Here is a 25,693-nt window from a genome sequence, read left to right as displayed (position 1 = left end):
GCTTATTCAATGAAGTCTATATTAATACTGCTGCCGCCTGTTTCTCGTTGCAACACGAATAACAACGCTTTATTCTCAAAGTACAAAAGAGATTTAGTGCATCAGTATGCATTGGGTTAATACTAACGATTAACGTGGTACGCTACTTTGTTAACTAGAGTTTTTAATCTGTTTCGCACTTTATCAGTGTTGCCATTATTTTTCTGCATCCCTGCTTTAGCTAGCACTAGCTGGCATACGCTTCATCAGCCTACGTTTTACACGCCTCTAGCCGAGACTTCACTCATTGACGGCCCTATCCTTTCGGTATTGGAAACTAAAGACGGGTTTATTTGGTTTGTTGATTCCAAAGGGTTATGGCGATGGGATTCCCAGTCGTTGAAAGCGGTAACATTTGAAAATAAGCAAAGCGATACACCATCGCCTCAAATTCAAGCCACCTTTGCTACAAACAATGGCGAAGTATGGGTAGGTACTCAACAAGGTCTCTACCGTTTACACCAAGGAAAACTTCAACTCATTGCTTATGAACAAAGTTTACTTTCGGATGTATCGATACTCCACCTTAACGTCACCTCGGTTGCCAATAATAATATTTTCACTTTTACATCAGATAGAGCCTTGTTCATTTTTAATGATGCAACGAAAAAACTATTGAGATTTGAACTACCTAATAAAGCGAGGATCCATGCTCTTCATGTAGATAACAAGCACCAGTTGTGGGTTGGCTCTCAACATGGGCTATTTCATTTTCCGCTTGTTGATATCGCAAGTAGCGGCATAAAACATGCTCCGCAACTAGTAGAAGTTGGTAGTGATAAACAACCCCGTATCAGTAGTATTCTTTCGACCGCTTCAGGCTCACTCGTCGTAGGCACCGCCGACAAAGGCTTGTTCGTCAAAAATGTGGATGCACCGTTTCGCCAATTAGCGATTGGTAGCACGACATTGCCTTGGCTTTTCACAATGAGCGAAATAAAACCTGATTTGCTGCTGCTTGGCACTTTTGGGCAAGGGTTGATAGAAGTGAATATTAAGACTCACGAAACCCGCCAGTTTTCGCACAATCCACTTCAACCAGCCTCGCTTGCTGACGACAATATCTGGTTTACCTTTACCGATAGCAAGGGGCTAGTGTGGATTGGCGCTGGGCACACACTGAATATTTTCGATGCGAATAACCATTCAATAATCAATATATTTGGTGGTGCAAATATTGATAAAAGCTTGAGTTACCGAAAAGTACATTCGGTACAGTCTCATCATGGCGAACTGTTCGTCGGTTCTGGTAATGCTGGTATTGAAATACTGTCACCAGTAAACGGCAAAACAGAACCGCTTTGGGAAACTTCAGAAAACCCCGTTGAAACCTTGCATGTCTCTAAAAATGGTGATGTATATGCGTCAAGCAACTTTGCAACAGTGAAAGTTGACCGTGTCACTAAACAAGGCCGACCGTTGGCGGTTTCAGCACGTAGCCCTACAACATTTACCACTGCCTTTTTATCGACAGGGACGAGTTTGTGGCTAGGCGGCACAGACGGCTTATGGGTGCAGCACAACGCTACAGAAAAACAAATTGAATTTGCTGACAGTATTACCGAGAGACGTATCGCCTCATTGGCCATTGATGAGAATCGCTTATGGATTGGTACGTGGCAAGGATTGGTCGAAGGCGATATTCGAATGGATCGAACTATCAACTTGGCTACAACTCACGTTGCTCATCCCATTCTAAAACAACAATATATATCTAGCTTATTCGTTGACGATAAAGGTTACCTTTGGGTTGGTACAGGCTCTGCAGGTTTATTTGTTAACCCTAACAAAGCCGACTGGATTCAAATAGAGAGCTCTAGTGGCTTACCAGGCGATAATATTGCTGCTATCGCGGGAGAAAGCGAAGATCATATTTGGGTAAGTACTACACAGGGCATTGCGGCAATAAATCGCCATACTTTTGTTGTCAGTCACGCAGTCGCTGCACCAAGCGTGGTGAATGCGCCTTATGCACATTCAGCAGCTGCAACGACAGATGAGAACGACATTGTTTTTGGAGGCATCAACGGCTTAACCATTATTGACAGTGCTAACTTTACGTTTTCGAAGTCGTCTGTGCCGATTTTGCTCACTGATGTTACTGTGGTTCACCATGACGATAGCATCGAATCGCTAGGGCTAATCGCGACTGATTTGACAGTTCCTCCGCTGATAAAACGAATAACCTTCGAATTTGCGGCGCTTGATTACCTTACCCCTGAACATACTCACTATCGCTATCGCGTATTGGGATTAGATGGAAACTGGGTTCAAGCAAATGCTGAGCAACGTTTAGCCGTCATTACTATGCCACAACCTGGCGACTATACTTTGCAAATTGAGTACTCTTACGATGGGATCACGTGGGAAAAAAACGCATTGCATCGACAGTTAGTTGTTTTGCCAGCGTGGTATCAAACCCCGCTAGCAAAATTTGCCGCTATTTTATTTTTATGTGTCGCTGTGTACATAGGCCATTTACTAGGGGTAAAACACCACAGACACCGTCAAGCATTTTTAGAAAAACTCGTGAACGCAAGAACCGCTGAGTTATTGACAGCCAATAAGCAACTCAGTGAACAAGCCGCCGCGCTCAAAGAGGCCAGCTTGACTGACCCGCTGACTGGGTTGCACAACAGGCGCTATCTAACACAACATATTGAGCGCGATATTGCCCTAGTGCAGCGTTATTACGATAACTGCGATCAAACGTACACTGTTCCCAATAACGACTACGATATATTATTCTTCGTTGTCGATTTAGACCACTTTAAAAACATTAACGATACTTATGGTCATCAGGCTGGTGACAAGGTTCTAATTGAAACACAAAAACGCTTAAAGCATATATTTCGTGAGACTGATTACCTTATTCGCTGGGGTGGTGAAGAGTTTTTAGTCGTCGTCCATAACACGCCTAGAGAAGAAGCTTGCGTGTTGGCAGAGCGAGCGGTGGATATTGTGGGTTCGACTACTTTCCAAATTACAGAAGAAACACGCAAACACGTCACCTGTTCAATTGGCTATGCTGCATACCCGCTTTCTCAGCAGCACTACAATATTTTTGATTGGCAAACCACAATAGGGTTTGCAGATACCGCGCTTTATGGCGCGAAAAATAATCGCCGCAACACATGGATGGGAGTAACGTCTATTCCATCAAGCACAGACCGAAAGGCACTAGAAAAGGTTGCCAAAGCGCCTTCATCTATTTTTACCTACGCGCAAGTTCAACAACCTAGTAACTCGCAATAATAAAGAACACCAAGGCGAGTTTTGCTGAACATAAAACAGTAATAGTCAACAAAATAGCCCCCGCTCGTTGGACTTTCCAACTGCGGGGGCTTTTATTAAAAACAAAGTCTATAATACGACTAACTGTTTCTTTCTCTCTTGTCACCACGGTCGCCGCGCTCACCACGCTTGCCACGCTTTTCTTTCATCGACTCGAACTTTTCTAGCTGTTCGTCAGTTAGAATTTCACTTACCTTGACACGTACATCGGCCATTTTAAGGAAACGTGCTTTCGCTTTTTCGGCTTTTAGGTTTGCAAGTTCATTTAGGTCTTGCTCGTAATTAGCGTCTGACGGATCGAGTGCCTTAAATTGCGCTCTGAACGAGTCTTCACTACCTTTCTCTGGGCGGTTTGCTTTACGCTCCGCTTTAAGTTCAGCTTTTAATGCTTTTAGTGCATCTTGTTGCTCGTCAGTTAAATCTAGCACTTTCGTCATTTTGTGTATGGGGAAGAAGTCGGGACCTTTACGATCATCAGAATGTTTACCACCTGCATAAGCAGTAGTGGCGATACATGCACTCAATAAAACACCGGCAATTAATTTTTTCATCTTAATATTCCTACTTGTTTTGGTCATGATGCTGCATGACATGGTGGAAACGTTTTGTTTCATCAACGAAGCTAAGTATGCATAAACGATTCGATAAGTAGGGTTAAGCTAGTGTAAAGTTCGGTAAAGTTGAAAAGCCCTCAAAATAAAACGGTTAAGCTCTATTTTATGGAAAATGAAAAATACAAAATCTTACTGGTAGATGACGACGCAGAACTCTGCGCGCTACTCAGTGAATTCCTGCAGACCGACGGCTTTGCAGTTGAAACCTTAAATAGTGGCGATGCCGCCGTTACCCGCCTATTGCAAAGCGATGAGTTCGATACGGTAGTATTAGATATTATGATGCCCGGCATGTCAGGCCTTGATGTACTGCGTAATGTTCGCGCAAAAAAGCAAACGCCTATTCTCATGCTTACGGGCCGTGGTGATGACATAGATAGAATTCTTGGCTTAGAAATGGGGGCGGATGATTACCTAGCGAAGCCTTGTAACCCACGGGAACTCGGCGCGCGTATTCGCGCCATTATTCGCCGGACCCAAAATGGCAATGCGCCAACCCAAGCGGTTGTGCATGCTCAACTTCACGGTATTGTACTTGATAGCGGCGCTAGAACGGCGTTAGTAGACAACACCCCTCTGCCTTTAACTGGCGCAGAGTTCAATGCGCTAAGCTTGTTAATGGAACGCGTTGGACAAACCATTACTAAACAAGAAATGACAGAAGAAGTGCTTAATCGGCCACTTGAAGCCTACGACCGCGCGATGGATGTACACGTAAGCCGAATACGCCAGAAGCTGACTGCGGTAGGTATAAACGACGTGATTAAGTCGGTTCGTGGCGTGGGTTATCAAATGCTTACCCCACCAACACAACAGTAAGGTATAGCATGAAGCGTTCAGAGGTTTGGCATTCAATAAAACAAACGTTTGGGTTCAAACGCCTGTTTTGGCGAATATTCCTTACGTTCTGGTTAGCTAGCCTACTCGTGATGACTGCCACAGGATATGTACTGATTAGTAAATACACTTCTGATGAATACAACCAACGTTATTTTAATGGTGTACTTAGCCAAGCCGAACGCATTGTGTGGCGTTACGAGCAAGACCTTGCAAACGGTAATGTCCCTAAAGGGAAAATAAAAGATTGGATAAGCCATAATGTCAGACATCGTGGCGATCTCATTGCTATGCAGATATCGGATAACACGGGTAGAACCATCTATCACTATCGTATGAACAAAGTGCCTCAACGGGATCGCACAGTAAAATTAGTTTATGGCCTATCTGCACTGCCCTACCGGGTAGAAACCCGATTGCCAGAAGCGCCTCGCATCTATAAACAAGTACTTTACCGGTTTCAATCTCTGCAGTTCGTTTTTATCTTTATTGCCTCAGCCATTGTCAGTGCGCTATTAAGTTGGGGCATCGTACGCCCTATTAACTACCTAGGTGCGTTTAGTCGACGTTATGCCAACCAACAAGAAGTTGCCACGCTGCCTAGAGCCATTCTGACTCGTGGTGATGAACTAGGCGACTTAGCCGCTGATATTAGCTTTATGGTCAATAAAACGCATCAAGCTGCCACGAATCAGCAACAACTGTTGCATGATGTCTCCCATGAACTTCGCGCGCCGCTGGCTCGTTTGCAAGCATCAGCAGCCATTATAGAGCAGCACACGCCTGATAGTCGCCATGTGAAGCAAATTCATAATGATTGCGTTCGTATGGATGCACTTATTCAACAAATATTGGATTATTCAAAGTTAGAAAAAGGTAAGCCAACCCCAGAAGCTTGCGATATTAATGCCCTGTGCGAACGTATAGCCGACGATATGGCAGTGCACTACCCGGGCATTCCTCTAACCCTTAACTGCGAGCCAAATGTAACAATTTCAGGTTATGCAGAAGCCCTTCATCAAGCACTGGAAAATATTATCGGCAATGCCTGCAAATATTCATCTCGCGGTGAATTGGTTGAGGTGAGCACGGAAAAGCAGAATAACATGGCTGTAATTACCGTGCGCGACCATGGCCCTGGCGTTGATAGTGATGAAATAGAAAAGTTGCTTCAACCTTTCTACCGTGCAGGCAACCAAATGCATACATCAGGGTTCGGACTAGGGCTGAGCATTGCGAAAAAAGCCATTGAAAAACATGGTGGAAGATTACAAATGACTCGCCCTGCCGATGGTGGCTTAAGCGTTGCAATTGCGTTGCCGATAAATCAGTAATCCACCGCGTATAATCCGCCAACTATTCGATATAGAACGTTGAACCAGATTCAATCCTGATATAAACCAGTACTGTCTAACCTGCCCCCTACAGCCGAGTAAAAAACCAGTGCAATGCAGCTTGAAAATAAGGCATATAACCTGCTTATTTATGATGACTAGCTAACTTATTCCCCGTGTTTGCCAATGTGAATAGCCTGCGTTACGTGCTTGAAGTATAGGCTCGACAACACCGTGGAGATAATATATTTCTAATAAATAGCGTGCTTTATTACGGGCAGGATAATGATGACAAAAACAAGGATTGCGTTAATTGGTGGCGGCCCCAGCGCCCTTTCTATTCTAAAAAAAGTATTGCGCTTTTTTGACAAGCAGCTTGATGATGCCGAGAGCGTAAATGGCAGAGCACCTCCTCGTTTAACCTTCGATATCTTTGAGCGAAATACCGCCCTTGGCAAAGGCATGCCTTATAGTAAAGATGGGGCGTCGTGGGAACATATTACCAACATTTCATCTGATGAGCTGGCTCCGTTTGATGAAACACTACTTGAATGGCTGCGCCAACAAAGCTCCGAGCACCTCGCGGAATATCAAATTGTAAAAACTAAACTACATGAAAAACACGTGGTACCCCGATTGCTCTTTGGGGAATATTTACAGGCCCAATTTTGTGAACTAATTGGCAAATGCCGTTCAGCAGGGATACACGTGAACGTGCATCTTCAGTGCAACATTTTGGACATTAAACCCAGCACTGCAGATGAAAGTAGCCTTGAGCGTAATAATAGCCCTGAGCGTGTAGGCAGCCTTGAGCGTAATAACAGCCATGAGCGTCAAAACAGCCCTGAGCTTACAAACACCGACAGTCATACTGGCACTAACATATTAACTGACAGTGGATGGGTAACAGGATTCGATAACGTGGTGATCTGCACTGGCCATATTTGGCCCAAGACCCACGAAGGTAAAGTAAAAGGGTATTTTGATTCTCCCTACCCGCCCACTAAGTTGCAGCAAAAATATAACCATACAATAGCGCTTAAAGGCAGTTCCCTTACCGCTATTGATGCAATTCGTACATTAAGCGAAGCTAATGGTGAGTTTTATCAATCTGATAACCAACTAAAATATCGTTTATTCGACGACGTACCAGATTTCAAGATGATCATGCACTCTTTAGCGGGCTTACTGCCGAATATTCGCTTTCACTTAGACGACCCACTAGTGTCTGATGAAGGCATGCTAAGCGAGCAAGAAATTGCTCAACATAGGGCTGATAACGATGGTTTCTTAAGTTTAGACTTTATTTTTGAGCGAAACTTCAAAGCGACATTAAAAAAACGCGCCCCTCACTTTCATCAGCAAATCGAAGACATGAATGTAGAAGCGTTTTGCCAATGGATGCTTGAGTCTCGTAAAGCGTATGAGCCCTTCACCTTATTTAAAATTGAGTACCTGCAAGCTGAGCAGTCGATTAAACAAACGCACACCTTAGAATGGAAAGAAGCCCTCGCATTGTTAAGCTTCACGATGAACCACCCCGCTAAGTATTTTAGCGCAGAAGATACCCTACGACTACGCAATCACCTTTTACCACTCATTGGCCTTATGATTGCGAACATTCCGCAATCATCCGCTTCTCAATTACTTGCCCTGCACGATAGTGGCGTACTCGATATTGTTGCTGTAGATAGCAGTAGTCACCTTGAAATTGAAGGCGATGGCGATTTTCAATTTCATTTTAAGGACGAGGATAACAAGCCTGCTGAAAACACATATAAAACTTTTATCGATTGCACTGGGCAGAAGTCGCTGCCAATAGACGAATTTCCCTTTAAATCTATGTTTGCAGATGCCGAGCCATTGGTCGCTAAAGTACGGTTTAAAGACAAGCACCAAGGTAAAAAGCATTTAGCAGACAACCCTAATAGCGTATGCAAAGGTTCCGACAATGAATACTATTTAGAAACAGGTGGTTTTGCTATTAATGATGATTTTCAGCCCCTTCTAGCGAACGGCAGCGTGGATGAACGTTATTTTATTATGGCAGTACCCTATATTAGTGGGTTTAATCCAGACTATTCCGGTTTCGACTTTTGCGATCAAGTCGCCGAGTTAGTTGTGAATAAGCTTAAGTGAGCCAATAAAACTATGCACCATCTATGCTAGAGTGCCTGTGTCATTTGGGGATAAAAATCGATTTTTAAGTGATTACCGTATTAGGGGTAGACGCACTATTAGAACGTGCTTTAAAAGGATAGAAAAATGAAAAAGATAATTGCCGTGATGGTCGCAGCAGCCAGCTTAGCCGCGTGCAGTGATAACGAAGTGGGAGATGTGTCGTTAGGCGTATTCACCACTAAAGATATTAAATTAGATGCCATGCAAGACCCTATCGTTACGGGCGTAACTTGCCACATCTCTAGCATTGAAGCGAATTTAGATGTGTCTGATCCTTCCGATAGCTCTATCGCTTGCCGTCAAACCGGTGAAATTACCGCGCAAATGCTCAGAGATATCGATAAGTCAGATTCAGGCGATATTATTTTCAGAAAGTCGAAAAGTATTTTCTTTAAGAATATGAAAGTGAGACGCATTTTTGACGCCAAGTCACAAACCTTGATGTATCTTTCGTATTCTACAAAAGAAACATCAGGAAGTTATAAACATAGCTTATCAACCGTGCCTTTATGGGGAACGGCGGCCTACGGTGTGATTACTAACGAAGATTAACCGCCGATTACTTACCAACAATTGCTACCCGTCAATTGCTAGCCGTCAAAGATTAGCTAGAGACGTAATTTAAGTTTAATTTAGAACTAAAAACCGTGGTACGTGACGAACTCTTCATTGTCGGCACGTACCGACCTTACCTCGTTAGCAGCAAAGTTTTCATCAGGGTAACCTAGCGCAATACAAATCATAATGGCCTCAGAGTCTGGTATTTGCGCATGTTTGTGCACTACATCAGACTGCATTATGCCTTGACCGTTAATTACGCAACCAAGCCCTAAATCCCACGCGGCTAATACAATACCGTAAGCTAGAGAGCCTAAACCAAATTGCGTGATACCTGCAGGCTCTAGAGCTTTATCGTAAGTTAATACGAGCGATACAGGCGCATCGAACTGGCGAAAGCCACGCATCATCCAGTCCATACGTTTTTCTTTGTCTTCTCTGGCTATACCCATTACATCAAATAACTGCATGGCAACTTCACGCTGGCGCTGTTTATGAACGCCGTCATAATCCTCCTTGTACGGGAAGTCTCTCACGTAAGGCGTACCGGCTAATGTTCTCTCTGTATTACCTTCACGAATTTTATCAAGCACGTCACCCGATACCGCATGTATTTTCCACGTTTGGGTGTTGTAAGACGAAGGGGCCCATTTTGCTGCGTTAATTATGGCATCAACGGTTTCTTTAGTAACAGCTTGTTTCGTAAAACCACGTACGCTCTTACGTGATGCAGCAAATTCAGCAAAGTTCATACTTACTTCCTATTTTAGTCATTACGCTCAATTGTTAAAATAGAGTAAACACAGCAAGATAGGTATGCAATAAGCGCTAACCAGATATTGGATTGTTTGTTTTTATAGATATGTATTCGAGGGGAAAGCCAGGGTGCGTTACCAATGATTTTTAACAACCCCCCCAGCGTACTTTTATTGGTATGGATTAACCATCAGACGTGATAGTGTCAATTATCTCGTCTAGAACGGCTTCCGCTCTACTGCTTTCTACTTGGCACGTACCGGCGTTCAAATGACCACCACCTCCATACTTAAGGCATAGTTCACCTACGTTCGTGTTTGAAGTGCGGTTCGTGATTGATTTACCAATAGCGAAAACCACATTTTGCTTCTTAATACCCCACATTTTATGAATAGAGATATTACAGTCGGAGTACATGGCATAAATAACAAAGCGATTTGTAGCGTAAATGGTTTCTTCTTCTGTTAAATCAAGCACAACAAGGTTCTTGTGAACAGTTGCACATTTAGCCAATTGCACTTTCGCTAGCTCATTGTGCTCGTGATACAAAGCAACACGCTCGGCAACATCTTCTATTTCCAGAATGTCTTCAATGCTCTTGTCTTTACAAGCATCAATCAATTTCATCATTAGCTGATAATTCGAAATTTTGAAATCACGGAAACGACCTAAACCAGTACGCGCATCCATAATGAAGTTCATCAATACCCAATCGGTTGGCTCTAATATTTCTTCCTCGGAAAACTGCGCGGCATCACCTTTGTCTACGGCCTCCATCATTTCAAGGGAGATATTAGGAAACTTTTCTGCGCCGCCATAATAGTCGTATACCACTCGCGCAGCAGAAGGCGCATCAGGGTCGATAACATGATTTTTAATATCACTCGCGTTTCGCACTGTTTCACTGAGATGATGGTCGAACGCGATGTGACAGCCTGCCACATAAGGCAGATTAGTGGTTATATCACTTTCGGTAATATCTATTTTACCGTCTTGCATATCTTTTGGATGCACAAATAAAATATCATCGATGAGACCTAAGTCTTTCAAAAGAACGGCACAAACTAATCCGTCAAAGTCGCTTCGAGTAACTAGTCTAAATTTATTGTCAGGCATGTGGTTTCCATCTCTCCATTAGGCTGCTGCTTTTAATGTAACAGCTAAAATGAAGTTTAGCGTAATACCACAACAGTACAATCCTCCCTTCGTAGAAGGGCTTTAAATCGAACCTAAAATGCATTAGCATTACAATCCTATATTGCGTTAATCGTTAATAGTCTTTGTTTATTAGCAAAGACTTGTAAAACAAACGCTCCCTGGATCAGCAGACAGGGCATAACTGAGCTGGCATCTTTAATTTTATTATTTTATGGAGCCAAGTTATGTCTGAATTGTCGTCCTTATTTAAGCCTCAAGATAAGCCTCAAGATAAGCCTCAAGTTAAACCTTCATCTAAATCTAAATCACTTTGGATTAAAAACCCGCAAGCCGTTTTCACCGGCAACGAGCTCGATGCTGTAGGCGGCATTGTGGTGCAAGACAATAAAATTGTTGAGCTTGTAGGGGCGGGAAAAACACCAGTAACGCCTATCGATGCAACAGAAGATGCCTCTCAATTGGTTATGCTTCCGGGGCTTATTAATACTCACCACCACTTTTACCAAACCCTCACCCGCGCATGGGCGCCTGTGGTCAATCAGCCGCTATTTCCATGGCTTAAAACCTTATACCCAGTTTGGGCAAAGCTTACCCCCGATGCGTTGTCGCTAGCCTGCGATGTGGCGTTAGCTGAATTGTTGCTGTCTGGATGTACTACCACGACCGATCATCACTATTTGTTCCCAACCGGTATGGAAGATGCCATAGATGTGCAAGTAGACTCGGTAAAGCGTATGGGCATGCGCGCCCTTCTTACTCGAGGCTCCATGAGCTTGGGTGAAGATGAAGGTGGACTGCCCCCTAGGCACACGGTGCAAAGTGGTGATGCAATACTAAAAGACAGCCAACGGCTAATAGACACCTACCATGAACGTGGTGACGGCGCGTGGATGCAAATAGCTCTAGCGCCCTGCTCTCCGTTTTCGGTTACTAGGGAAATTATGGCCGACAGCGCGCAAATGGCAATAGACGAAGATGTACGTTTGCATACTCATCTCGCTGAAACCTTAGATGAAGAAGACTTCTGTTTGAAGATGTTTGGCATGCGCACCGTCGATTACTTAGAAAGTGTGGGCTGGTTAAGCGATAGAACATGGTTGGCTCATGGTATTCATTTTAACAAAGATGAAATTCGCCGCTTGGGCGCAGCGGGCACAGGCATAACGCATTGTCCGGTTTCAAACATGCGCTTAGCCTCCGGCATGTGCCCTACCCTTGAACTGATTGAAGCGGGTGCCCCCATTGGCTTGGGTGTAGATGGTTCAGCCTCTAACGATGCATCGAATATGATGTACGAAGCCCGCCAAGCACTTTACTTACAGCGCTTAAAGTATGGTGCAGCGAAAATCACCCCAGAGTTAATTCTAGGCTGGGCGACTAAGGGTTCTGCATCGCTTATAGGCCGCTGTGACATAGGCGAAATTGCCGTGGGCAAACAAGCCGACCTTGCCTTTTTCAAACTCGATGAGCTGCGTTTTAGTGGCAGTCACGACCCTATATCTGCACTATTGTTATGCGGAGCAGATAAAGCCGAACAGGTAATGATTGGCGGAAAATGGCGGGTAAAAGCAGGGCAAATTATTGGGTTAGATACCCAAACGCTAATGGCGCGCCACCGTGCAGTGGCGGCGAAACTTGTCAGTTAATTTAGTAACTTAGCAACCCGTTAGTCAAAAGCCGCTTGGCTAAGTATATCTTTATACTTGGCCAAATAGGCATCTACATCCACATCTGAACAAACCGATTGCGCAGGATAATTGGCCCACTCGTCGATAGGGAAACGCTTTGCTACCGTTTTTTGCATAGTATGACCTATGGCAGGCCCTTCTGTGATCACACGAATTGGCCCCTCTACCGTTTCAAACAATTGTGGCGCAATCACCTGCATAATCGCTGATGAATCGTGCACGTATATGCCATCAACTTGGTCTGTTTCTTGATGGAAATTGGCATAAAAGCGAGTGATATCATAAATGAAAGACCCATATTTAGGCGAACACTCAGCAAGGCTTGCTAAGTAGTCGTTACTCATTATCACCTTTTTAGTGACATCAAGCCCCACTGCGGTTACCGACCAGTCAGCGGTAAGGACTTCGTCGGCGGCATGAGGGTCGCCAATAATATTGGCTTCAGCAAAGGGGCTCACGTTTCCTGTATTACCATGGTAACCAAATGCACCGCCCATGATCACCACACGCTTCACTAAATTAATAATCTCAGGACATTTTCGAAGTGCCAGCGCTAAGTTAGTCATACGGCCAACGGCTACTAACGTGATTTCACCGGGGTTTGCTTTCACCTTCTCGATAATATAATCGTGAGCGGCAAGTGACACTTCACTTGGTAAGTCGGTTTCATCAATATCGACGCTGCCCAAGCCGTTATCGCCATGTACAAAATCGGCAGGCTCGTCTACCGGAATGACTAATGGTTCTTTTGCACCACGGGCCACATCTGCGCTTAAATTAAAGCGCTTTTTAAGGTACAAGGCATTACGCGTGGCGGTGTCGATATTCGCATTACCGAAGCCTGTAGTAATGGCCACCAAATCAATATCGGCGCTTGCCTGTGCAAACAAAATCGCCATAGCGTCATCAATACCTGGATCGGTATCAAAAATAATCTTTTCCATTTTTAATTCCTTACGCGTGGGCACGCAGCTCACGTTTTTCCAAAAATAAACAAAAACCAAACACAAGCGCCACAAAGGTGTAGCCAACCCATGTCATAATAATCGCGCTTTGTACGCCAAATAGCTGCACCACCCAACCAGATAACATGGGTGCAATTGTACTGCCTACGTTGCCACTGAATAATAAAAAGGTGACGAGCACAGCGGGCGCTGAAGTTAGCTGCTGAGAACCAACAGATATCGCAATTTTATATATGCAGGTAGTGGTTAACCCAAATAGGTAACTGGTTAAGAGAAACCACTCCGCAGAGGAAGCTAACATAAATGTGAAAGTGATCAGGCTTGCTAACACGGTTACCAACATCAATAACGAGCGCTGCGGAATTTTATTCACAAAAATAGCTGCGGTAATTAATCCGAAAATAGACATACCCCAATAATTCCCAACGGCCTGCGCCGATATTTTTTCGCTTACCCCGAACGTGTGTTGTAAGTAATTTGGAGACCAAGTAAGAAAAGTAGTTTGGGCCATTAAATAAGTACAAACGCCCACGGCAATTAAACACACCCTAGGGGTTAATACCCGTTTAAATTGTGACAATGCCGATGCCGCGTTAGTATCGTCTGCCTCAGTGGCAGGAAAGCGAACAAAAAATAAGGTTGCCCAAAGTACTAGTGCCAACGCCCCCACAACCCCAAAGCTATAAACCCAATCTACTTGCGCGGCAATGATTACGGCAGCTAAAGAAGGAAAGATAAACCCCGCAGCACTGAACGCGCAGTCGGTGGCTAAAAATGCCGAAGCTCTTTTTGCTTCATGATAAATCTTGGATAAAATGACTGCCCCACCAGCAAGCCCACAACCACAGCCTACACCAAGCCCCCAAAGCACTATTGCAAGCGGCCAATAGGAAGTAGGCGCCACGACGACCAATACCAGCATGATCGCCAAAAATAGCGTGTAATTAGCTATAAGTACTTGCTTTAGCGAATGGCGAGCGTACAAGAATAGTGATGCGAATGTACCGCACAGTGCGCCACCAGTTAGCCATGAAAACACGCCGACGGTTGCCGCTGGCGTGGCATTTAGCGAAGACGATACCGCATTCAAAATAACGCCAATTTGGGTGAGTAAACCCGACATTATCATGTAGCTAATGAACCCTATTGCGGTAAGTAAAAGTCGATTCAATTCTTAGACCTAGGTGCTAGTAATACTCTTTTATACCGAGTTAGAACTGAAACAACAATGCTCTCCATAAAAATATTGACCATTTAGTCAAAAAATCATTTTATAACGCTAGCACTTGCCCTTGTTTCGCTAATATAAAGTTAAAGCCTAGTGCATTAGCACTTTCTAATTCCTGTGCAATAACTGCTCGCGGATCTGTGCCTCGCTTTAAGCTGTATTTTATGTGGCTGATGATAACCTTCATATTGCTAAGTTGTTCTTTGTCTTCTACCAATGCATGAAACGTTGTGAGTTCTTGCATCAACCATTTAGGCGTAAGGTGGCCAAATAACAGATTATCAGGCCGTGTGTTGTCGAACGAGACTTCAATGGAAATACCGCGAAGGGTTTTATGCTGCATTTGCTTTGCGAGATAACGCCACACTGCATCTAGCTTTCCTTGCTTTTCTACTTCATCAGGCCCGGTATCACCAAAATACACAAACATATCGTTATTATGCTCAATCACAAATGCGGTGGACTCTAATGGATGGCTTAAACTAAACGCCGTAACGCTAAGTGCTGTGTCTTTAATTTCTACCGTTTTCTGAGGCGTTAAGTCGATAACCTCGTACTTATTTAACATTGGCGCGATACCACGGTTGGTGAAATTGGCCCATGCCTGCCAGTTAAAATAAGTATCGCTCATGGTTTGATTTACCGACGAAAGCGCATAAATAGGCTTACTGCTGTCATCAGGGGATGCAATTAAAAGTCCAACGACGTGATCGAGGTGACCATGGCTAAGTAAGTAAGCTTTAACATGATGATGCAGAATATTACCGTTTGGGTTTAACGAAGGGTCTGGTGTGGTAGTTAAGCTATCAAAAGCTTTGTTTTCAAGCGCCACGTTAATGCCGTTCACTAAAGAGCCTGCGTCTAAGCTAATAAAGTTCTCATCTTCTACGCTGCGCAATAAAAACGAACTTAGGTTTCCATCTTCAATACCGCCCGTGTCACCTAAGGTAATAAGTTCAAAAGCCGGTGAAATAGTATTTATTGATGATTGAATGTCTTGCTGAGCTTGCTTTTGTTTTTGACTGTGTTCTTGCGCGTTTTGATGAGCCTGACAGCCACTTACTATCAAAATAAGCAGTAAAGTACTTATGAATTTCACGTATTTTCCAAATTTAGATGTTTAATTTTAGCGAGTCATTTTAAACAGCATATTTCTGTTTATCTTCTCGATATCAATTCTCTATATCAAGTCTCGCATACGCGCTTGCTAACGGTTATTGTTAAGTAATAGAAGAGAAGAAAGCTTGGCTTTCGCTGATGATCCTTGCCGTCTCGATAGGATCGGGTTCGGTAGTCCAATCGTTCAGTTTAAAGGTTCCGCCTAATATCATATAGTCGTTTCTAGAGAACATATACAAAACGTCAGAACCGCCACCTACCGTAAGGTAATCGACGGCGGGGTCTGGCGGTAACAACACCAACTGTCCTTTAGCTGGCATAATACCTTCATCGTTAAACAACGCTCTTGAGCCTAAACCTGTGCAGTTGAATACAATTGGCTCAGCTAATGAGTGTATATCGTCTTGGCTGGTAAATTCACGTATCACAAACTCACCACCCGATAATCGAATATCAGTTACTAAGCGCCTTAAAAAGGTGGTGGTTTCCACCAGCATAGTGGCAGATGAAATGCAGTAATCGGTTGGAAATGGGTGCTGCTCAGGCCCATACACTTGTGTATAAGGGTAGTATCGCCGAAAAAGCCCTTCACTATCAGGCTTTGTGTTTCCGGCGGTATATAACTCTTTCCATTGAATGCCGTAGTCCTTCCCCACCATCTTCGCAAAGGTGCTGTGTGCTATTTTTGCTGCTTGCTGCAATTGGGTTTTAAACGTGCTGCTAGATATTAATGGGTCGTGCACACTATATGGCCCCCATTCTCCACCTGCTACTTGTGAAGTAGTAAAGCGCGGCATAGATTTAGTGTACAAAGTCACCTTCCAACCCGCTTCTTGCAGCAAACGGGCTGTGGTTAACCCCATCACCCCGCTACCGATAATAGCTGCTTCTTTAGTTTCAAAATTAGCAACTTCATTCACTGCCAGTGCCGAAGAGCCCCATGATAGGGAAATCCCCCCACCACCATGCCCGTAATTGTGCACCAATGTTTTATTCCCGAATGCTTCGCTTTTTACCACAAAGCCTTCAGGTCTATAAGGACGATGCCCCACTATTTCGGTAACGATATTATTGGCAGAAATTTTAGGCGCCACCATGGGCCTACGAGAAAATGGGCGCTGAAACACGTGGTTTGTTGAGGTTTTAGTTGCTGATGTAGCGCACGCTGCAAGTGATGCTGCTAACGTTCCTGCGCCAATACCTTGTATAAACTCTCGGCGTTTGAGTTTGTTGTTCACCATGCCCATTCCTCAATGTGTTTTTGGTTATATCCGACTTTACTGCAAGACACTCGGTTTATATTGCAAATTAAAACGAAAGAAAGCAAAACACTTGCCAAGGGCATTGATTTAAAATGGAAAAAAATGAAGTAGAAAAGGCTAATGTGAAACCGCTGAAAAACACGGGTTATCTTGATAACGATAACCCGTGCTCAAGCTCGGGTAGATGCTTAGTGATTAATATTGGTTTGTTCTTCTTCAAGATGCGTATTAAGAAACTCAATGAGTGCATTGTAATACAACCCCGCATCATCAGGATTTATAAAGCCGTGGCCCACGTCATCCATCACCATCCAATCGTGTTTTATACCATGGTCTTTTAACGCAAAATGTAATCGATAAGAATGCTCAATATCAACCGTATTGTCGTCTGTACCATGGGCAATAAAAACGGGCTTTGTTATATCTTTGAATTGATACAATGGTGAATATTTAAATAGCTCATCTTGCTGAGTTTTGGGATCACCCATTATTTCTGTAAGTGCCCGCATCATGTCATCGCTTTTGGCATCACTTCGTTGGAATCGCAAAGCGAGATCAGTAACCCCTGCGAAAGACGCTGCACACTTATAAAGCTGCGGGGAACGAATAACACTGTACAAGGCTGAGTAGCCGCCATAGCTGCCCCCTACAATACAGACCTGGTTTGGGTTTACCTCGTAATTTTCTTTGGTGTAAGCGAGAGCTTGCTCAATATCATCTTCAATAAGGCGCCCCCATTGCTGAAGCCCCTGTTGCTTAAAGGCCTTTCCATACCCTGAAGAGCCTCTGTAGTTAACCTGAAGTGTAGCAAAGCCTGCATCAACCAACACTTGTATGTTACCTGAATAATGACGCGAGTCACTCACGCCTATGGGGCCACCATGGGGAATAACCACCAATGGAGGGTTTTCGCTATTTGGAAGGGTTAGGAATGCTTCTAGCGATACTCCGTCTTCAGCTTCTAAGCGCAATAGCTTTGTTTTACTGAGGGACTTTTTGGCAAGCCAAGGGTACAAATCAATAAGGTGGCTAAAACTGTCAGTGGTGCGGTTGTAGTAATAGGTTTGCCCAGGATTTGCGCTGTCGTCAGCCACGAAAATAATATTGTTCCCCGACTTATCCATATCTACCGCATAAACCCCCTCCGTTTGACTTGATTTACTAAGCCGAGATGTTAGCGCGTTGTAGCCATCAGAAAAATAGACCTGCTTCGCCATGCCTTTTTCAATAAAAGATACACCGATGATATCTTTCGTCTCAGGGTGCCTAATGGCAGCAGTTAAATCGTAAGAGGGGTGCTCAAAAACAACCTCAGTAAACTGTTGAGATTCAATATCGAAGGCACGTAAATTGATTTTATCGCTGTTGTGATTGGTGAGTAAAAGCAATTTGTCTGCATTACCGCCAACGACTTTTAAAACATCGCCTTCATTGCTCTTCCACACTGCTTTGTAACGGTATTTCTTGGGTTTGCTTCCCGTTCTTGCAAACAGTTCAGTGACTTCATCAACGGTTCTGGTTCCAGCCAATCGCCAACCTTTGCTGTCGAACACCCAGTTGTGCAGTTTTGGCCCCGTTTTATTGAGTCGTAGCTTTCTACGAAAATTAGACTCAGAAATCTTTTTAGTGAGGTCTAGCTTAAATAAGTTGATGTAATAATCGTAATCATCAGAGTATTCATAACGGGCGAAAATAGCCTTGTGTGCCTGATTAGGTAATGTATCTACCCAATAACCTTCCTGCGAAATATAAGAAAGTCTAAAAGCCGGATTAGGCTGCTGACTTCTATCTGCGAACTCAACGAGCACATAACGGTGAAAACGGCCGTTAGAATGTTGCTTAAGTGAAAGAAAGCTATCTGAGAGCCACTTTAATTCATGAATTTTATTATAATGAGTTTCCCAACTCATTATCTTGTTTTGGTGCTGTACTTGAAGTTGCTGGCGCTCGAACGTTATTGGGTCGTCCATAGTGCCCCGTTTCAAATCATAAATAATAAGGTCGTAAGTGGCTGCTTTAGGCTCGATAAATGCCACGGCGGTGCCTGAAGGGTTTATGGAAAATAACTTGTACTTAGATGCTTTGAAAAAGTCGCTTATATCTTCACCATTGGCTTCCTTATCTACAGCCTGAACAGGAGCACAAATAAACACTAAGCTTGAAAACATTACCAAAAGTATAATTTTAAGATGTGACATATATTACTCCCCCTCTTTTAATGCATGAGTGAGATAAAAGTCGATATAGTGATCGTTTGGATAAAGACCGTTTACTACATCGAAACTCCCTATGTAACCAGGGTGATCTTGCTCTAGAATTTTGAGGATAATTGACGCTCTATTTAGCTGTCGTACCTGAAGTCGGCTACCCAACTTTTCAATCATCAATAAGCCTGTGTAGTTCAACACGCCAGGCTTAACGGAAAAGGTCAAATTATCGTCAGATAAATCGTAATAAACTTTTAGTAAGTTACCTTTTTTTCTGGAACCCGTACGTTCGTATACTTCGGTCCACGAATACGTACCGGCTGGCATTTTTATGACTTCGATATGTTGGGAGTAATTTAACGGCCCAAAAGTAAGTTTGTTCCCGAAGCCGCTGCCTTTTAAAACAATGCTTTCTGAATAGCCCTTAGAATACAGTGCAATGGCAACGTATCCTTCATCAGGTCCAAGGGGTTCTATTTCTGAAAATACCTCAGCCGAAAATAAGGCAAATATTGCTATTAATACAGCTTTCACGCAGTTCATTCCTTTGATTTTTTTGTAATTATTTTGCCAGACACTTTACTCAACCAGAGAAGGATTATCAACGGCGTTTTGTGGAAAATTAAATTTCAGCCCCGCGCATGTTTAGGCACTATACTTTCGTCTACACGACTATCAAGCACGACGTTTAACGTTAATTCACTCGTATCTGTATAACCCAATTTCAATTGCACATCATTACCTTAACGAATAGTTTAATCGGCCTTTCAAGCTTATTAACTCGCAGTAAAATGTTTGGAAATTGTTCGCGATCACACTCTTGGCTTTGCGACAGGCCACAAGCTTGGCGACAGGCAATTTCCTTTTCCCTGTTCACCGCCCCAACAGCATATTGTTAAATCAGAGAAAGTTTGCTACGTTTTAAATTGAACAAAATTCGAACAAACATTTAACCTTTATTCTATTCACAACAAATTGAAAAAAACATATTTGACGAGAGAATATTAATGAAAATTAGGATGATGTTAATAATCCCCCTTGTTTTACTTTCACACGTAGCCTCGGCTAAAAACACACAAACAAGCAGCCAAGAAGACATGGAAGTTATTCAAATTATAGGTCAATTTTCTGCAGCAAAGTGGGGCCAAATAGCTGAACAGGCTAAAGTTGATTTCTACGACTTATTTAATCAACTTAATACAATTGAAAAATTTAGAATGGTTTGCAGAGCAGAAAAACCAATTGGTTCGAACATCAAGCGAAATGTATGTGAACCCATGTTCTTCAAGCACGCAATGTTCAATCGAACGCAAAACGATATCAATAATGGCAGTACGAATAATGGCTCAATCAGATTGAGCAGCGCGCCAAATTCTGACGATATACTTTTTTTAACTACCAACACTAAAGAAGCCGCAAATGCTCACATGGAGCAACTAATCATGGAGCATCCCGAGCTAAGAGAAAAATTCAGCTTTTACGCCAAGGCCAAAAAGTCGGCAGAAATAAGAGAACAAATGGATGACTAGATTGCACGTATAACCCAAAGCCGTAATCGAGGTGTTAACACGACAACGACACTAACCCATTACTGTCAATTTACCACTAACTCACGTGGGCTTCATATGGAAATAGTCAATCGGAGCAGTATTGAGAACGAGATCCCCGATCTTTTTTCAGACACATCGGTTTGGAGCCTAGTGCCTCATAAGGTTTCTGAACACAGTGCTGAAATTTGGACGGGCACTTTATTCCCTTATTTAAGAAAACCGGCGCTTAGCCGTATAATTGTATATATAAATAATACCGAAATAAGCCGAGTAGATATTACCCTAGACCAATGGCAACGCCCTTTTCGCCGTGTCAGCAAGCGATTTTATACGCTTTTAACGCTGGATAACTTGCAGTCAAATCAAGAATATAAAATAGTTCTTTTTCAACAATTAGAAGACGATGCACTGGATTACGCAGGCGATTGGCTTCTGTTAAAAACGGCTTATTTCAGTACCTTACCTTTAGCACTTCCCACCAGCGAGACAAACGCTTTTACGGTTTCTTTAAGCAGCTGCTTCTATGAACACAAAGACTATGGTCAAACTGCCCAAGCTTTCAAAACACTGTACGCAAACAATGACAAGGTGTTTAAACCCGACATAAAGTTCATGGTAGGCGACCAAGTTTACTTAGATATTGGCGCTGACTCTCTTTCCCCGCTAACCAACGAAGTAAGACTTAGAATTGCCGATGACTACGCCAAGCATTGGCAAGCACTAGGAAGCATGCTTTCTCGTGGCGGCACTTGGATGCTACCGGACGACCACGAATATTGGAATGATTACCCGTTTTATGATGGCATAGTACCTACCCTATACATGTTGAGAATTCCTAAAATTCGCGCTGCGTGGAAAGGCGCATCTGAAGATGGTGTTAAGCGCATTCAGCAAACGAAAGCGCTGGTTGAAACCTTCACCATTGGTAACGATTTGTCTTTTTGCATCGCCGATTTACGCTCTTCACGGTCAAAAACCCAGTTTATCAACAAAGCGGGATTTGCTGAGCTCATTGAATGGATAACCACGCTTACAATGCCTGGGGTATTGGTCATTCCACAGGTTTTAGTCACCCAAGAAAATAAACTAGAACGAAATTTACTAAGCTTTAAAAAACAATACACCGCGCTTTTAAATGCCCTTGCTACTGCCAGCCATGACATTGTTGTACTGGCGGGCGATGTGCACTTTGGCCGTATATGCTCGGTAGATATTGGTACACAGGGCATTAAACTCATTGAAGTCGTTGCATCGCCAACATCGAACCTTACTGGGGTAAACTCTGTTGCCTCATCTAAGCCAAGCTATTGCCCCGAGAAATTTCCCGACCCGAAAGCCAAGCTAGATGTAAATTGGCCAGAAAGTGACGTTGACTATTATGATAAGCCATACAAACTCACCACAACGAAAGGCCGATGGTTTTCTTCTTACTGGCGGGAGAAAACGAATGAACACATGATGACAATTGGTTTTAACAAAATAGACGGCAAAGTGAACATGACTGTTCAAGCATGGTTAATTAGGAAAACGGATGCAGACGGGAAGCCAAAACCCCAATTTAAAGCGCCTTTTACGATTGCCTTAAACTGAACAAAAAACGTTATTACTACTGGCTATTGCTTGCCGCAATAGTGTAACTTTTCACTACGCTCCTAATTACCTTTATAAGGCACCAGCAATGAAGTACGTTGCATTTGCATTAATACTGACGGCACTTTCAGTAAACAGCTACGCTTTTGACCCCAAGCAAGCACGACAATCACACAAGGTTGTCGTGGAATGTAAAGATATCGCTTGGTCGGACGTTCAAACTCTTGTACAGCCCTATTTATCTGACGATATAAATGCAGCCCTGGTTATGCAGGGGCAAAGTGCCAATTACAAAGTGTCGTTAGCTGCCGAGCAAGTTATCGGTGAACCACTTCCAGATATTATTAATACCATACTGACATCTATTGTAGAGGCAGATTGTTAACCTTATAGAGCCGTCAATGAACAAAGAGTAAGTAAACTTCCCCACCCGCTTCTGATTTTATTCTTTCACCTGCGTAATCATTTCTAAACTCTTTCACGCATTGTGCCGTAGCAATAATAAGCCCACGGTCGAGCGACCATGATTGCAACGGAAACTGGCTTTATTCAAAGCCCTGAAGGATATTTACAATGGCTAAAAAACCCCAACTAACAACGTCAGCTGGTGCGCCAGTTGCGAGTAATGAAACAACTAAAACGGCAGGAGCACGCGGCCCCGCTCTTCTTCAAGATTATCAATTGCTAGAAAAACTAGCTCACCAAAACCGAGAGCGTATTCCAGAGCGCGTTGTTCACGCTAAAGGCTGGGGAGCTCAAGGTACTTTCACGGTTACCCATGATATTACTGACTATTCTTGCGCTGATATTTTTTCACATGTAGGCAAGCAAACTGAAGTGCTAAGCAGGTGGTCAACCGTAGCAGGCGAATCTGGCGCGGCTGACACCGAGCGCGATGTGCGTGGTTTCAGCCTGAAGTTTTATACCGAACAAGGCAACTGGGACATGGTAGGTAACAATACCCCGGTGTTCTTCGTTCGTGATGGCTACAAATTCCCTGATTTTATTCGCACCCAAAAACGCCACCCGAAAACCAACCTTCGCTCTCCAGAAGCGATGTTTGACTTCTGGGCAGGCCAGCCAGAAAGTGTACACCAAGTGACTATTCTGATGTCTGATAGAGGTATACCCGTATCGCCTATGCATATGAATGGTTATGGAAGCCATACTTTCAGCATGTGGAACAAAGACGGCAAACGCCATTGGGTGAAATTCCATTTCAAAACACAGCAAGGCATTAAGAATTACACCAATGAAACCTCTGAGCAAATTATTGGTAGTACCCGTGAGAAATATCAAGAAGAACTGTATAGCGCCATAGATGAAGGGAACTTCCCTAAATGGACCATGTACATTCAGGCTATGCCTGAAGAAGATGCGGGTAAGCAAGCTTTTAGCCCTTTCGACTTAACGAAAGTGTGGCCGCATGATGATTACCCGCTTATTCAAGTAGGCGAGCTGGAAATGAATCAAAACCCTGAAAACTATTTCCAAATGATTGAAAATGCGGCATTCAGCCCATCCAACGTTGTACCTGGCATTGGTTTCAGCCCTGACAAAATGTTGCAAGCTCGTATCTTTTCGTATGCTGATGCACACAGATACCGTTTAGGTACGCATTATGAAGCGTTACCCGCTAACGCGCCTAAAAACAGCAAGGTGAACCACTATCATAAAGACGGTGCAATGCGCTTCTTTACCAATGATTTTGGCAATCCAGATGCGTATTACGAACCAAATCAACACGAAGGCCCTGTGGCAGATTTCTCAGTCAAAGAGCCACCACTTCGTATTGACGGTGATGCAGATAGATATCATCAAGAAGATGCGGATGTTGATTACGTTCAACCTCGTAAACTTTATGAGATGTTCGATGACGCACAAAAAGAGCGTATGTATAAAAACTACGCGGCGGCGATGGGCCCATGCTCAGATAGCGTAAAAGAGCGCTGGTATGCCGTGTTAGAAAAAGTACATCCAGATTATGCTGCGGGTGTGAAGCACGCGGTAGAAACCTTGGATACCGACGTTAATACTGTGCCTATCACCGAAAATACGCCGATTGAAGATAACTAATTTCAATCGGTAACGTTTGAATTAACGTTATTTTAAATAGCTACACAAAAGCCCCAAACACGAAGTGTTTGGGGCTTTTTATTGATATTCAAATTAGATAAGAACGAAACTTAAAGATGCGTGGGAGTTGAACTACACAATGCCTAATATTTTATAGCTATGACACCCACTTTTATCGCTAGGTTTTAAACGGGCTATTTCTTATCAGAACGTTCCGCTCTTTTCTTTTTCTTTCGCTCGTTCTTGTCGGTTACAATTTTAATCGCTTCTTCTTGCGTTAAGTTAGGGTGTTTAGCCACTATTTCTTTAACTCTGTCATCAAATTTTGTCATTTATAAATCTCATGTTTTGTATGTTCAATATTACAGCGGTTCTAGCTTTCAACGTGAATAGATGTGTAGCGGTTCAACTTCCGGCACCGTTCAAAAAAGATGGAAAGATCAGAAATAAGCGCACCCTTTATACTTAGATATACTCAGATGCCTTCGCACAAATAAGCTAGAACAACACCTCATGTGTGATAACCGTATTTTACACCAAACTCGCAAATAAAGATGTGGAAATCGAGTTAAAATTTGAGAGGGGATTTGTGGACACCCACAATAATTTTACGGACATCTAACTTTATGGACACCCACAGCGAGCTACAATCAAATTGGAGATTTTGTGGATACCCACCGCCAGTATTTGATGAGAGGGAAAGCGTGAAGGAGGAAAACGGTAAAGGGATAAGAGGATCAGAGTACTTTGAAATGGTGAATTAACTCTGACCCTTTTGGTTTTTTGTTAAACCGGCTGAACGTGTAGAACGCCTACTTCCACTTTCACCACTTCTGCCGTTGCGCCCTTTTTTATGGCCGATGAAGATTTAACTGTCCATACCACGCCAGAAAATCGCGCGGTACCGGGCGCCCCAGGAGCCACGTCACTTTCTAAATCGAACTGTGTTCCTATCCAGTCTGACTTTACCTCTTTAGGAGCGCGATCTTTTTGAAGTAGCTTCAATGGACGCCAGAGCACTAATGTAAGGATTGCATCAATAATCGCAATGGCAATAAACGCATCTAACAACGCCTCATCAAGTATTCTAATATACATAAGACCTGACACCAGCATCATTGCGATGCCCAACGTCAACAGAAGTATTGTGGTGAAACCCATTAATACTTCGATAATTAGCAACAATAAGCCTATGCCAATTAAAAAATGCGGTAAGTTGGTAAACATATTGTCCATG

At 43.3% G+C, this 25,693-nt stretch carries 21 protein-coding genes; 10 read left to right on the top strand and 11 right to left on the bottom strand.

What is annotated here, in order from left to right; all coding sequences use genetic code 11:
* Positions 1–147 precede the first annotated feature (147 nt).
* Entirely contained in the window at positions 148–3,294 is a 3,147-nt protein-coding gene (locus KYS23_RS09155; protein ID WP_159531721.1) for a ligand-binding sensor domain-containing diguanylate cyclase, read from the top strand.
* A gap of 119 nt (positions 3,295–3,413) precedes the next feature.
* On the opposite strand, the gene KYS23_RS09150 is transcribed toward KYS23_RS09155, so the two are convergent.
* Positions 3,414–3,884 carry a Spy/CpxP family protein refolding chaperone gene (locus tag KYS23_RS09150; RefSeq protein ID WP_159531723.1) on the bottom strand — a complete coding sequence of 157 codons (471 nt, stop codon included), beginning with the start codon at positions 3,882–3,884 and terminating at the stop codon, positions 3,414–3,416.
* Between the two features lie 168 nt (positions 3,885–4,052).
* Here KYS23_RS09150 and KYS23_RS09145 point away from each other — a divergent pair, with 168 nt between their 5' ends.
* The 4 genes from KYS23_RS09145 (at position 4,053) to KYS23_RS09130 (ending at position 8,851) form a co-directional block, all read left to right on the top strand.
* Positions 4,053–4,766 (top strand): response regulator transcription factor, encoded by a 714-nt coding sequence (locus KYS23_RS09145; RefSeq protein WP_218396670.1) that lies wholly within the window; start codon positions 4,053–4,055, stop codon positions 4,764–4,766.
* A gap of 8 nt (positions 4,767–4,774) precedes the next feature.
* Positions 4,775–6,118: a sensor histidine kinase gene (locus tag KYS23_RS09140; protein WP_159531727.1), complete on the top strand. Its 1,344-nt coding sequence runs from the start codon at positions 4,775–4,777 to the stop codon at positions 6,116–6,118.
* Positions 6,119–6,403: 285 nt separating this feature from the next.
* A complete protein-coding gene (locus KYS23_RS09135) occupies positions 6,404–8,257 on the top strand; it encodes an FAD/NAD(P)-binding protein (protein ID WP_218418441.1) in 1,854 nt (617 codons plus the stop codon).
* Between the two features lie 126 nt (positions 8,258–8,383).
* Complete coding sequence (locus KYS23_RS09130; protein ID WP_159531731.1) at positions 8,384–8,851, top strand: CreA family protein; 468 nt, start codon at positions 8,384–8,386, stop codon at positions 8,849–8,851.
* An 86-nt stretch (positions 8,852–8,937) separates the two neighbouring features.
* Here KYS23_RS09130 and KYS23_RS09125 read toward each other — a convergent pair whose 3' ends face one another.
* Together KYS23_RS09125 and KYS23_RS09120 are read right to left on the bottom strand one after the other, a co-directional pair.
* Complete coding sequence (locus KYS23_RS09125; protein ID WP_159531733.1) at positions 8,938–9,609, bottom strand: nitroreductase; 672 nt, start codon at positions 9,607–9,609, stop codon at positions 8,938–8,940.
* 187 nt (positions 9,610–9,796) lie between these two features.
* Positions 9,797–10,729, bottom strand: coding sequence for a DHH family phosphoesterase (locus tag KYS23_RS09120; RefSeq protein ID WP_159531735.1), 933 nt, complete (start codon positions 10,727–10,729; stop codon positions 9,797–9,799).
* A gap of 266 nt (positions 10,730–10,995) precedes the next feature.
* On the opposite strand from KYS23_RS09120, the gene KYS23_RS09115 reads away from it, so the two are divergent.
* Entirely contained in the window at positions 10,996–12,417 is a 1,422-nt protein-coding gene (locus KYS23_RS09115) for an 8-oxoguanine deaminase (protein ID WP_220100280.1), read from the top strand.
* 20 nt (positions 12,418–12,437) lie between these two features.
* Here KYS23_RS09115 and KYS23_RS09110 read toward each other — a convergent pair whose 3' ends face one another.
* The 6 genes from KYS23_RS09110 to KYS23_RS09085 form a co-directional block, all read right to left on the bottom strand.
* Positions 12,438–13,403, bottom strand: a complete 966-nt coding sequence (locus tag KYS23_RS09110) for a nucleoside hydrolase (protein WP_218418440.1) — start codon at positions 13,401–13,403, stop codon at positions 12,438–12,440.
* A 10-nt stretch (positions 13,404–13,413) separates the two neighbouring features.
* Positions 13,414–14,595, bottom strand: a complete 1,182-nt coding sequence (tsgA, locus tag KYS23_RS09105) for an MFS transporter TsgA (RefSeq protein ID WP_218396666.1) — start codon at positions 14,593–14,595, stop codon at positions 13,414–13,416.
* Positions 14,596–14,695: 100 nt separating this feature from the next.
* Positions 14,696–15,751 (bottom strand): MBL fold metallo-hydrolase, encoded by a 1,056-nt coding sequence (locus KYS23_RS09100; RefSeq protein WP_159531741.1) that lies wholly within the window; start codon positions 15,749–15,751, stop codon positions 14,696–14,698.
* Positions 15,752–15,872: 121 nt separating this feature from the next.
* Entirely contained in the window at positions 15,873–17,012 is a 1,140-nt protein-coding gene (locus KYS23_RS09095; protein WP_218396665.1) for an FAD-dependent oxidoreductase, read from the bottom strand.
* Positions 17,013–17,221: 209 nt separating this feature from the next.
* Positions 17,222–19,231 carry an alpha/beta hydrolase family protein gene (locus tag KYS23_RS09090; protein WP_159531745.1) on the bottom strand — a complete coding sequence of 670 codons (2,010 nt, stop codon included), beginning with the start codon at positions 19,229–19,231 and terminating at the stop codon, positions 17,222–17,224.
* A gap of 3 nt (positions 19,232–19,234) precedes the next feature.
* Positions 19,235–19,774, bottom strand: coding sequence for a hypothetical protein (locus KYS23_RS09085; RefSeq protein WP_159531747.1), 540 nt, complete (start codon positions 19,772–19,774; stop codon positions 19,235–19,237).
* Positions 19,775–20,337: 563 nt separating this feature from the next.
* Between KYS23_RS09085 and KYS23_RS09080 the strand changes: the two genes are divergently transcribed.
* The 4 genes from KYS23_RS09080 (at position 20,338) to KYS23_RS09065 (ending at position 24,456) form a co-directional block, all read left to right on the top strand.
* Entirely contained in the window at positions 20,338–20,769 is a 432-nt protein-coding gene (locus tag KYS23_RS09080; RefSeq protein ID WP_159531749.1) for a hypothetical protein, read from the top strand.
* Between the two features lie 96 nt (positions 20,770–20,865).
* A complete protein-coding gene (locus KYS23_RS09075; RefSeq protein ID WP_220100279.1) occupies positions 20,866–22,380 on the top strand; it encodes a metallophosphoesterase family protein in 1,515 nt (504 codons plus the stop codon).
* Between the two features lie 88 nt (positions 22,381–22,468).
* The gene (locus KYS23_RS09070) at positions 22,469–22,765 is read left to right on the top strand and encodes a hypothetical protein (protein ID WP_218396662.1); all 297 of its coding nucleotides are present in this window, start codon (positions 22,469–22,471) and stop codon (positions 22,763–22,765) included.
* A gap of 188 nt (positions 22,766–22,953) precedes the next feature.
* Complete coding sequence (locus KYS23_RS09065) at positions 22,954–24,456, top strand: catalase (protein ID WP_218418439.1); 1,503 nt, start codon at positions 22,954–22,956, stop codon at positions 24,454–24,456.
* Between the two features lie 194 nt (positions 24,457–24,650).
* Here the strand turns inward: KYS23_RS09065 and KYS23_RS09060 are convergent, their stop codons facing one another.
* Both KYS23_RS09060 and KYS23_RS09055 read right to left on the bottom strand, forming a co-directional pair.
* The gene (locus KYS23_RS09060; protein WP_167347523.1) at positions 24,651–24,788 is read right to left on the bottom strand and encodes a hypothetical protein; all 138 of its coding nucleotides are present in this window, start codon (positions 24,786–24,788) and stop codon (positions 24,651–24,653) included.
* Positions 24,789–25,242: 454 nt separating this feature from the next.
* On the bottom strand, positions 25,243–25,692 hold the full coding sequence (locus tag KYS23_RS09055; RefSeq protein WP_218396658.1) for an NfeD family protein: 450 nt from the start codon (positions 25,690–25,692) through the stop codon (positions 25,243–25,245).
* Position 25,693: the final 1 nt, after the last annotated feature.

The organism is Alteromonas lipotrueae (assembly GCF_019249255.1).
In the GTDB taxonomy this organism is placed as follows: Bacteria; Pseudomonadota; Gammaproteobacteria; order Enterobacterales; family Alteromonadaceae; genus Alteromonas; species Alteromonas lipotrueae.
This window is presented reverse-complemented; position numbering and strand designations above follow the sequence as displayed.

Coding starts and splice junctions, on each gene's coding strand:
- KYS23_RS09055 (WP_218396658.1), bottom strand. CDS start 25,692: ATGGACAATATGTTTACCAACTTACCGCATTTTTTAATTGGCATAGGC.
- KYS23_RS09075 (WP_220100279.1), top strand. CDS start 20,866: ATGGAAATAGTCAATCGGAGCAGTATTGAGAACGAGATCCCCGATCTT.
- KYS23_RS09145 (WP_218396670.1), top strand. CDS start 4,053: ATGGAAAATGAAAAATACAAAATCTTACTGGTAGATGACGACGCAGAA.
- KYS23_RS09060 (WP_167347523.1), bottom strand. CDS start 24,788: ATGACAAAATTTGATGACAGAGTTAAAGAAATAGTGGCTAAACACCCT.
- KYS23_RS09110 (WP_218418440.1), bottom strand. CDS start 13,403: ATGGAAAAGATTATTTTTGATACCGATCCAGGTATTGATGACGCTATG.
- KYS23_RS09080 (WP_159531749.1), top strand. CDS start 20,338: ATGGAAGTTATTCAAATTATAGGTCAATTTTCTGCAGCAAAGTGGGGC.
- KYS23_RS09130 (WP_159531731.1), top strand. CDS start 8,384: ATGAAAAAGATAATTGCCGTGATGGTCGCAGCAGCCAGCTTAGCCGCG.
- KYS23_RS09090 (WP_159531745.1), bottom strand. CDS start 19,231: ATGTCACATCTTAAAATTATACTTTTGGTAATGTTTTCAAGCTTAGTG.
- KYS23_RS09095 (WP_218396665.1), bottom strand. CDS start 17,012: ATGGTGAACAACAAACTCAAACGCCGAGAGTTTATACAAGGTATTGGC.
- KYS23_RS09120 (WP_159531735.1), bottom strand. CDS start 10,729: ATGCCTGACAATAAATTTAGACTAGTTACTCGAAGCGACTTTGACGGA.
- KYS23_RS09150 (WP_159531723.1), bottom strand. CDS start 3,884: ATGAAAAAATTAATTGCCGGTGTTTTATTGAGTGCATGTATCGCCACT.
- KYS23_RS09070 (WP_218396662.1), top strand. CDS start 22,469: ATGAAGTACGTTGCATTTGCATTAATACTGACGGCACTTTCAGTAAAC.
- KYS23_RS09135 (WP_218418441.1), top strand. CDS start 6,404: ATGATGACAAAAACAAGGATTGCGTTAATTGGTGGCGGCCCCAGCGCC.
- KYS23_RS09065 (WP_218418439.1), top strand. CDS start 22,954: ATGGCTAAAAAACCCCAACTAACAACGTCAGCTGGTGCGCCAGTTGCG.
- KYS23_RS09125 (WP_159531733.1), bottom strand. CDS start 9,609: ATGAACTTTGCTGAATTTGCTGCATCACGTAAGAGCGTACGTGGTTTT.
- KYS23_RS09115 (WP_220100280.1), top strand. CDS start 10,996: ATGTCTGAATTGTCGTCCTTATTTAAGCCTCAAGATAAGCCTCAAGAT.
- KYS23_RS09140 (WP_159531727.1), top strand. CDS start 4,775: ATGAAGCGTTCAGAGGTTTGGCATTCAATAAAACAAACGTTTGGGTTC.